Source organism: Arthrobacter sp. 01N444, from assembly GCF_056399305.1.
Genome location: NZ_JBFTRB010000017.1, coordinates 95664 through 102627, shown reverse-complemented (window position 1 = coordinate 102627; position 6964 = coordinate 95664). Strand labels below are relative to the sequence as shown.

The window sequence follows — 6964 nt, the reverse complement described above, 5'->3', positions numbered from 1 at the left end:
AGCCGGTAGCTGGTCCGGCCGATTTCGAGCGGGGCGCCGTCCCGGGGGTCGGTCAGGACGCGGTGGAAGGAACCGGCGCCCTCGGCGATGAGGCGGCGGGCCATCGAGGGCGGGATCGGCCCGTGCCCGTCCAGGACGGCCGGTTCGTCGGTGGCGCCGAGCAGGGCCAGGACCGGGACGGTGACCAGGACCTGCGCCCGCGGGACCGGAACACCCGCGCCGGTACCGGTGCCGCCGTCGTCCGATCCAGCACCCGTGCCGGTGCCGGTGGTGAGGAGCCAGGTGGCGGTGATGTCGGCGCGGAGCTGGGTCAGGGTCCGGGGCTCGTCCGGGCCCTGGAGGGCGCGGGCGGCGGCGGTGGCCCGGTCCCAGATCCCGGCGGCGGTGTCGGCCGGGAAATAGGCGGAGAGCCAGGCCATGCCGTCCCGGTCCGGGGTGTACTCGACCCGCCGGTCCGCGGCGCTCGTGGCGTGGCGTGCCTCGATGCCGGCCGGGTGGTGGCGTTCGCGCCAGGTGCGGGCCTTGGCTCGGAACCGGGAGGCCACGAGGTCCCCGGCCGGGCAGCCGCGGGCCGGGTTGGGTGCTTCGGGGTCCAGGAAGTGCGCTTCCAGCCCGGCCGCCCCGGCCGCATCCAGGCTGCTGGTTTCGTCCACGAGGATCCGTGCGTGGGCCCAGGAGATCGCCCCGGACTCAAGGGCGGCCAGGGTCAGCGGCAGCGCCGTCGTCAGAACTTGGGATTCGGCGAGGAGGGCCGCGGCGGTGCGTTCGCTCACGGTCAGGACACAGGCGACCTCGGCCACCAGGGCGATCTCCTGAACGGCGCGGTCCCGCGCGGACGGCGCCGGCGGTGCAACGGCTATGGCTGCCTGCGCGTAGTCGGCGGCCAGCCGCACCCTCAACGCCGCGGTCCGGGCCTCCAGCCGGGCGACCTCGGCCAGCCCGTCCAGACAGGCATCCGCCCGCCGCCGCAGCGGATCGCCGTCTCCCAACGGGTCGGCAGCAGGCGCACCGGCGTCGTCAGCGCCGGCCAAGGCAGCCAGCGCGGCAACAGAGGCGGCGACGGCCTCCACGGCCGCCCCGCTCTCTGCACTCAACTCCGCACTCCACGCTGTCCCGCGATCCATACGCCAAGCACATCACGAGCCACCGACAATATTGATGCGACCGAAACGGTGCCCGCACGAAGCCGGCACGTTTGTGAACCGCAGCGGTAGGTGGCGGTCTTTTCGCCGCGTTGTGTGGCGCCCCCGGTGCCTGTAGTCCAATCATGCACCGGGTGGTCTGGCGGGGGCAGCAGCAGAATTCGAGGAAAGGACGTCTTTGCGGACCGCCCAACGGCCGATCGCTGCCGCTGCGCCAACTGTGGCCCATGGGATCAGCAGCCAGGGCTGCCCGCCGAGACCCAGGACGCTTCCCAGCAGCCAGAACGCGAGGGTGGGCACCGCGAAAAAAGCTCTGATGTGGATCCATTGTTGCCGGACCGGGCGCAGTAGGTAGGCCAACACACAGGCCAGTGGCGCCGCGAACACCAGGGCAACTCGAAGCCATAAAGAACCACCATGCCCAAAAAGCCCCACACGTGGCCGGCATCGGTTCCGTCCAGCGCGGCGGCTACGCCATAGTGTGCTGCAACCAGGAGCAGCAGAAAGCCAACCCAGAGCGAGGTGGCGATCAGCCAGCCCTTGATGAACGCGTACGCATCCAGGACCACTCGGCATGGACGCCCGCAAACCCCTGACTGTCACCCGCGACCCAGCCACCAAAGACTACGTCGCGAAACGAACAAGCTAAGGACGCACCAAGAAAGAGATCATCCGCAGCCTCAAACGATACATCACCCGGCAGATCTACCGAACCCTCAACCACCGGTTAGTGCTGGCTAGCAGCACCTGAACCAGTGGGGGTAGAAACCGAAAACTCTCGGTCATTGAGGATGCGCGCCAAGGTGCTCCGCCCGAGCGCGCTCATCCCTGGAACCGTTTCCCGGTAGTACCAGACCAGGCCCATTGCCTGCTGGAACGCCCAGGCGGCTCCACGCCTCCACTCGAGGTCACTAGACGCCAGCTCCCGGCGTAAGAGTGCCCGCCTTTCGTTATCGAGCATGTGCCAGGCTGCGACAAGGTCAAGGGAAGGATCGGCAGCAGCAAAACCCCCACCATCCAAGACGCCAAGAAGTCGGTCGCCTCCGACGAGGAGATTGCCGGGAATCAAATCCCCGTGCGTCATCACCGCCGGGCCAGCAGAGGGCAGGCTCCGGAATTCCGACCAGAGCGCACGGAGCCGGTCTACCGGAAGCAGCCCATCGCTCTTAAGAAAACAGACTTCCATCCACTCGTCAGAGTCCTTTAAGTCGCCGCCACGACCGGATCCCGTAAATTGGCGGCCTCTCGCATCGGCGGCTCGAAGCGAATGAACGAGGGTGGCGAGGTCACGGGTGAACACTTCCGAGTTCGCCAAGCCATCGGGGGTTGCAACGACGCCGGGTAACCACGTTTGCACAGACCACGGCAACGGATAGCCGTGACCAGGACGGCCCAAAGCCACTGGCTCCGGTGTGGGGACGGGACAGCATGTTGCCAATTCACGCATTGCGGCTGCCTCCCCGGCGAGCTCAGCGCTTATGTCAGTTGGGTCAGCGGATCGGAGCGGGAAACGTGCCGTGAGATCGGCGCCGATTCTGAAGATGGCGTTGACCGTGCCGTCCGTCATGACGCGGCTGATGCGCTCGTGACCCCATCCTGGGAATTGTTCGACTACCAGTCGGCGAGCGAGGTCCTCGTCAATGTGCAACTGGTCGTCGTGCATAGTCATGCACCTGACGTTAGCCCACTTACTAGTGCGTGGTCAGGACGAGATGGGAGATGCTTTCTCCCACGTCAGGACCTGGAACACTGCTTGACGAAAATAGAGGCATCCAAGCCTACCAATGGGCAAATGCTTCGCCATGGGATCGCAGAACGGCGACTACCACTCCCCCAAGGTGTGGCAGCCGCCGTCGCTGTCGTTTGATTGTGGTTACTCCGCCGGAGCGAGTACCTTCAGGTCGAAGCCCTCGTAGCCCGATTCGCGAACTTCGGCGAGCTTGTTCCGGTAGTTGCCGAGGCCGCCGAGGTAGAACATGACCGTCCTCTTCTTGCCGGGGATATTGGCACCGAAGATCCAGGAATCGGCCTTCGGGAAGAGCGTCATGTCGGCGATCTCCTGGCAGGTCTCGGTCCAGGCTTCTTCGGCCTCGGCCGTCGGTTCCACGGAGGCCACCTGGCCGGTTTCTGCGTCCTTGACCAGTTGGGAGATCCATTCGACCTGGGTCTCAATGCTCGGCGGCAGGTTCGTGAAGGGACCGTTCGGTCCGAGGATCATGAACATGTTCGGGAATCCGGCGGTGGTGATGCCGAGGTAGCTTGTGGGGCCTTCCTTCCAGTGGTCCTGGATGGTTTCGCCGCCGCGGCCACGAATGTCCATCCGCGTGTAGTTACCGTCCACGGCGTCGAAGCCGGTGGCGAAGATCAACACATCGAGCTCGTGCTCAACGCCGTCGGACGTCCTGATGCCCTTTGGTGTCAGCTCGAGAATCGGCGTCTCCTTCACGGATACCAGCTCAACGTTGTCCCGGTTGAAGGTGGCGTAGTAGCCGCTGTCGCAGAGGGGGCGCTTGGCGTAAAGGTCGGTCGGGGTGAGCTTGCGGGCCGTCTCCGGGTCCTTGACGATCTCGGCGATCTTGCCCCGGACAAAGGATGCGGCAGCTTCGTTGGCGTCCCGGTCCGTGGCGATGTCGCCGAAAGTGTTGAACATGAAGCGGAATCCGCCGCCTTCTTCCCAGGCCTTCTGGAAGACCGCCTGACGGTCCGTTTCAGACACACTCATGGCCGGAACGGTGCTCTCCTCGAATCCGAAGGCGACGCCGGAGGCCCGGACCTGTTCCCAGATTTTGGGGTAGTCCTTCTTGACGGATGCGACGTACTCCGGCGTGACAGTGGTGTTGCCGACCGGGACGCTGTATTGCGGCGAGCGCTGGAAGACGGTGAGGTGCCCCACCTTGGGCGCGATGGCGGTGATGATCTGCAGGCCGGTGGAACCGGTGCCCATGACGCCGACGCGCTTGCCGGTAAGGTCCACGCCTTCGGGCCAGGCGCCGGAATGGTAGATCTTGCCCTCGAACGAGTCGATGCCCGGGATGTTGGGGATATTGGTGGCCGAGAGCAGTCCGAGGCCGTTGACGATGTACTTCGCCGTGATGGTTTCCCCGGCGTCCGTTCCGATGACCCAGCGGTCGGCGGACTCGTCGTAGCGGGCCGAGGTGATCCCGGTGTTGAGCTGGATATCCTTGCGCAGCTCGTACCGGTCAACCACGTGTTCGAGGTAGCTGAGGATTTCAGGCTGCGTCACGTACTTGTGCGTCCAGTTCCATTCCTTCAGCAGGTCGTCGTCGAAGGAGTAGCGGTACACGAAGCTCTCGGTGTCCGACAACGCACCAGGGTAACGGTTCCAGTACCAGGTACCGCCCACACCCCCGGCGCGGTCGAAGGCGCGGACGTTGAGGCCCAGTTCGTTGCGCAACTTGTGCAGCATGTAGATGCCGCCAAATCCAGCGCCCACGACGACGGCGTCGAATTCGGCGGTGGGGGTGGTGGAGGCAGTCTGCCCCTGTTCTTCAGCCATGATGAAATACTCCTTTGTGCTTCAGGTCTTTGTAGTGAAGTGGCCGGGGCTCAGTACTTGTACCAGCCGGCAATACGGGCGAGTTCGGCGTCGGCAACCTCGGAGTTGCCGGCCAGGAACGGGTACACGTGCTGCTGTCCTTCGCCGATGGAGAGCGTCACGTCGACGCCGGCGGCTTCCGCCAGTGCGTTCAGGCGGGTGGCATTGTCCAGGAGGGATTCGGATGAGCCTGCGGTGATGTACAGCCGCGGGAACCCGGCGAAATCAGCGTAGAGCGGGTTGGCCAGCGGGTTCTGCGGGCTGACGGACTCGCCCAGCACGCCGGCGATCATGCCCTCGAGCAGGGGCACGGAGATGAGTGCGTCCGATGCGTCGTTGGTGATCAGCGTTTCGCCCTTGTTCTCCATGTCCAGCCAGGGTGAGAAGGCGATGACCTGGCCGGGCAGCGGCTCTCCCTGCTGCTTGAGGGCCAGGGGAATGGCAACCGCAAGGTTGCCACCGGCAGAGTCGCCAATGGTGGTGATGTCCTGCGGGTCGATGCCGCTCTCGACGAGGGCCTTGAAGGCAGCCACACCGTCTTCGACCTGCGCGGGGTGCGGGTGCTCGGGCGCCCTGCGGTAGTCAAGGACAAAGGTGACGACGCCGATTGCCTTGGCAACGTGGCCGGCAAGCTTGCGGTGGCTTGACGCGGAGCCGACGGCGAAGCCGCCGCCGTGGGTGTAGAGCAGCACCTTTGTGCGGTCGGCACCTTCCGGGAAGGCCCAGATGCCGGGGACACCGCCGACGACGTCTTCCTTGTAGGTGACTGCCTCAGGCTCCCGCGTGGGCTGGTGCCACTCGTCGAAGATGCTGCGGAACAGGCGCATCGTCAGGTTGGGCGTGGTGGCGATGATTTCCGACCAGTCCGCGTACAGGTCGCGGAGGGGGTCGGTCGCCTGAGATGTTTCAGTCACTGCTGCTTCGGTCGAGATAGTCATCTCATACTCCTTCGTATGGAGAGCGCCCCCGCGTTGCCCGGGAACGGATGGATCGGTTGTTGGCTGCGTTTGCCGCTATATATAGCGTGGGTCACATTTCTGCCGGCTCAGTGTTCCACTTTGGAACACTCACGCGGCTCCTGATTGATGCGCTCAGGACATCAAAGGGGCCGCGATTTAGTATTGGATACCTATCAGAACTGGTGTCATTCTTGAATCAATACAGTCTGCGCAACGATGCGAGGTCACCATGCACGCTTTTGCCGTTTTCCAAGACAGCCCAGAGATCCAGGACATCGAACTGCCGGATCCGCTGCCGACAGGAACCGAGGCCCTCTTGAGGGTCATCCGTTCAGGTGTGTGCCACACTGACACCCATCTTCGTGAAGGTTCGTACGATCTGGGCAGCCGCGGCGCGTTGAAGCTGGTGGACCGGGGCGTCACGTACCCGCTGGTCATGGGGCACGAAGTCGTCGGCGTCGTCGAGAAGGTCGGCGACCGTGTGCACGGGACCAAACCCGGGGACATCCGGCTGGTCTATCCCTGGATCGGCTGCGGCACGTGCCGGGATTGCCTTGCCGGCCGCGACAATGTCTGCGCCAACGGACGCAACCTCGGAGTAGCGGAGCACGGAGGCTACGCCGAGCAGATCCTGGTCCGTGACGAAAAGTACCTGGTGGATATCGAGGGCCTGGACCTCAGCTGGGCGGCGACGCTGGCTTGCTCCGGACTGACGGCATTCAGCGCAGTGAACAAGGTCCTTCCGCTCGGACCCGACGAACCCGTCGTGGTGATCGGCGCCGGCGGAGTGGGACTTACCGCCATCGCCACCCTGAGCGCGCTCGGGCACCAGGCCATTTGCGCCGTCGACATTTCCGAACGCAACCTGGAGCTCGCGCGGCAGGTTGGCGCAGCCACCACCGTCCAGTCCACAGACGAGGGCCTCAGTGCAAAAATCGTTGCAGCCAGCGGCGGGCCCGTGGCGGCCGTCATTGACTTCGTGAACAACAGCCAGACAGCGCCGGTAGCCTTCGATTCCCTGCGCAAGGGCGGCCGGTTGATCCAGGTCGGGCTCTTCGGCGGCGAACTGACGGTACCCACCGCGCTCATGGCCCTCAAGATGCTCACCATCCAAGGCAGCTTCGTGGGGACCCCGGACGAGCTGAACCAGCTCATCGCCTTGGCCAAGCAGGACGCCATTCCCCACATCCCCATCATCGACGCCGAGCTCTCCGCCGCCTCTGTTGGCGAGAGCCTGGACAAGCTGACGCACGGCGGCGTGCCCGGACGCGTCGTCCTGCGCGCGGCAGACGGAGCCCAGGGCTGAC

Annotated in this window: 5 protein-coding genes; 1 reads left to right on the top strand and 4 read right to left on the bottom strand. The window is 64.9% G+C overall.

The window, feature by feature from the left end; all coding sequences use genetic code 11:
- From AC1DKN_RS17095 to AC1DKN_RS17080, 4 genes are all read right to left on the bottom strand, one after another.
- Positions 1 to 1124 (bottom strand): DUF222 domain-containing protein (locus AC1DKN_RS17095; protein ID WP_476871992.1); only part of this gene is annotated, 1124 nt, incomplete at its 3' end.
- Between the two features lie 745 nt (positions 1125 to 1869).
- The gene (locus AC1DKN_RS17090; RefSeq protein WP_476871991.1) at positions 1870 to 2811 is read right to left on the bottom strand and encodes an aminoglycoside phosphotransferase family protein; all 942 of its coding nucleotides are present in this window, start codon (positions 2809 to 2811) and stop codon (positions 1870 to 1872) included.
- A 204-nt stretch (positions 2812 to 3015) separates the two neighbouring features.
- Entirely contained in the window at positions 3016 to 4659 is a 1644-nt protein-coding gene (locus AC1DKN_RS17085; protein WP_476871990.1) for a flavin-containing monooxygenase, read from the bottom strand.
- 50 nt (positions 4660 to 4709) lie between these two features.
- Entirely contained in the window at positions 4710 to 5636 is a 927-nt protein-coding gene (locus AC1DKN_RS17080) for an alpha/beta hydrolase (RefSeq protein ID WP_476871989.1), read from the bottom strand.
- A 250-nt stretch (positions 5637 to 5886) separates the two neighbouring features.
- Here AC1DKN_RS17080 and AC1DKN_RS17075 point away from each other — a divergent pair, with 250 nt between their 5' ends.
- Complete coding sequence (locus AC1DKN_RS17075) at positions 5887 to 6963, top strand: alcohol dehydrogenase (RefSeq protein ID WP_476871988.1); 1077 nt, start codon at positions 5887 to 5889, stop codon at positions 6961 to 6963.
- Position 6964 lies beyond the last annotated feature (1 nt).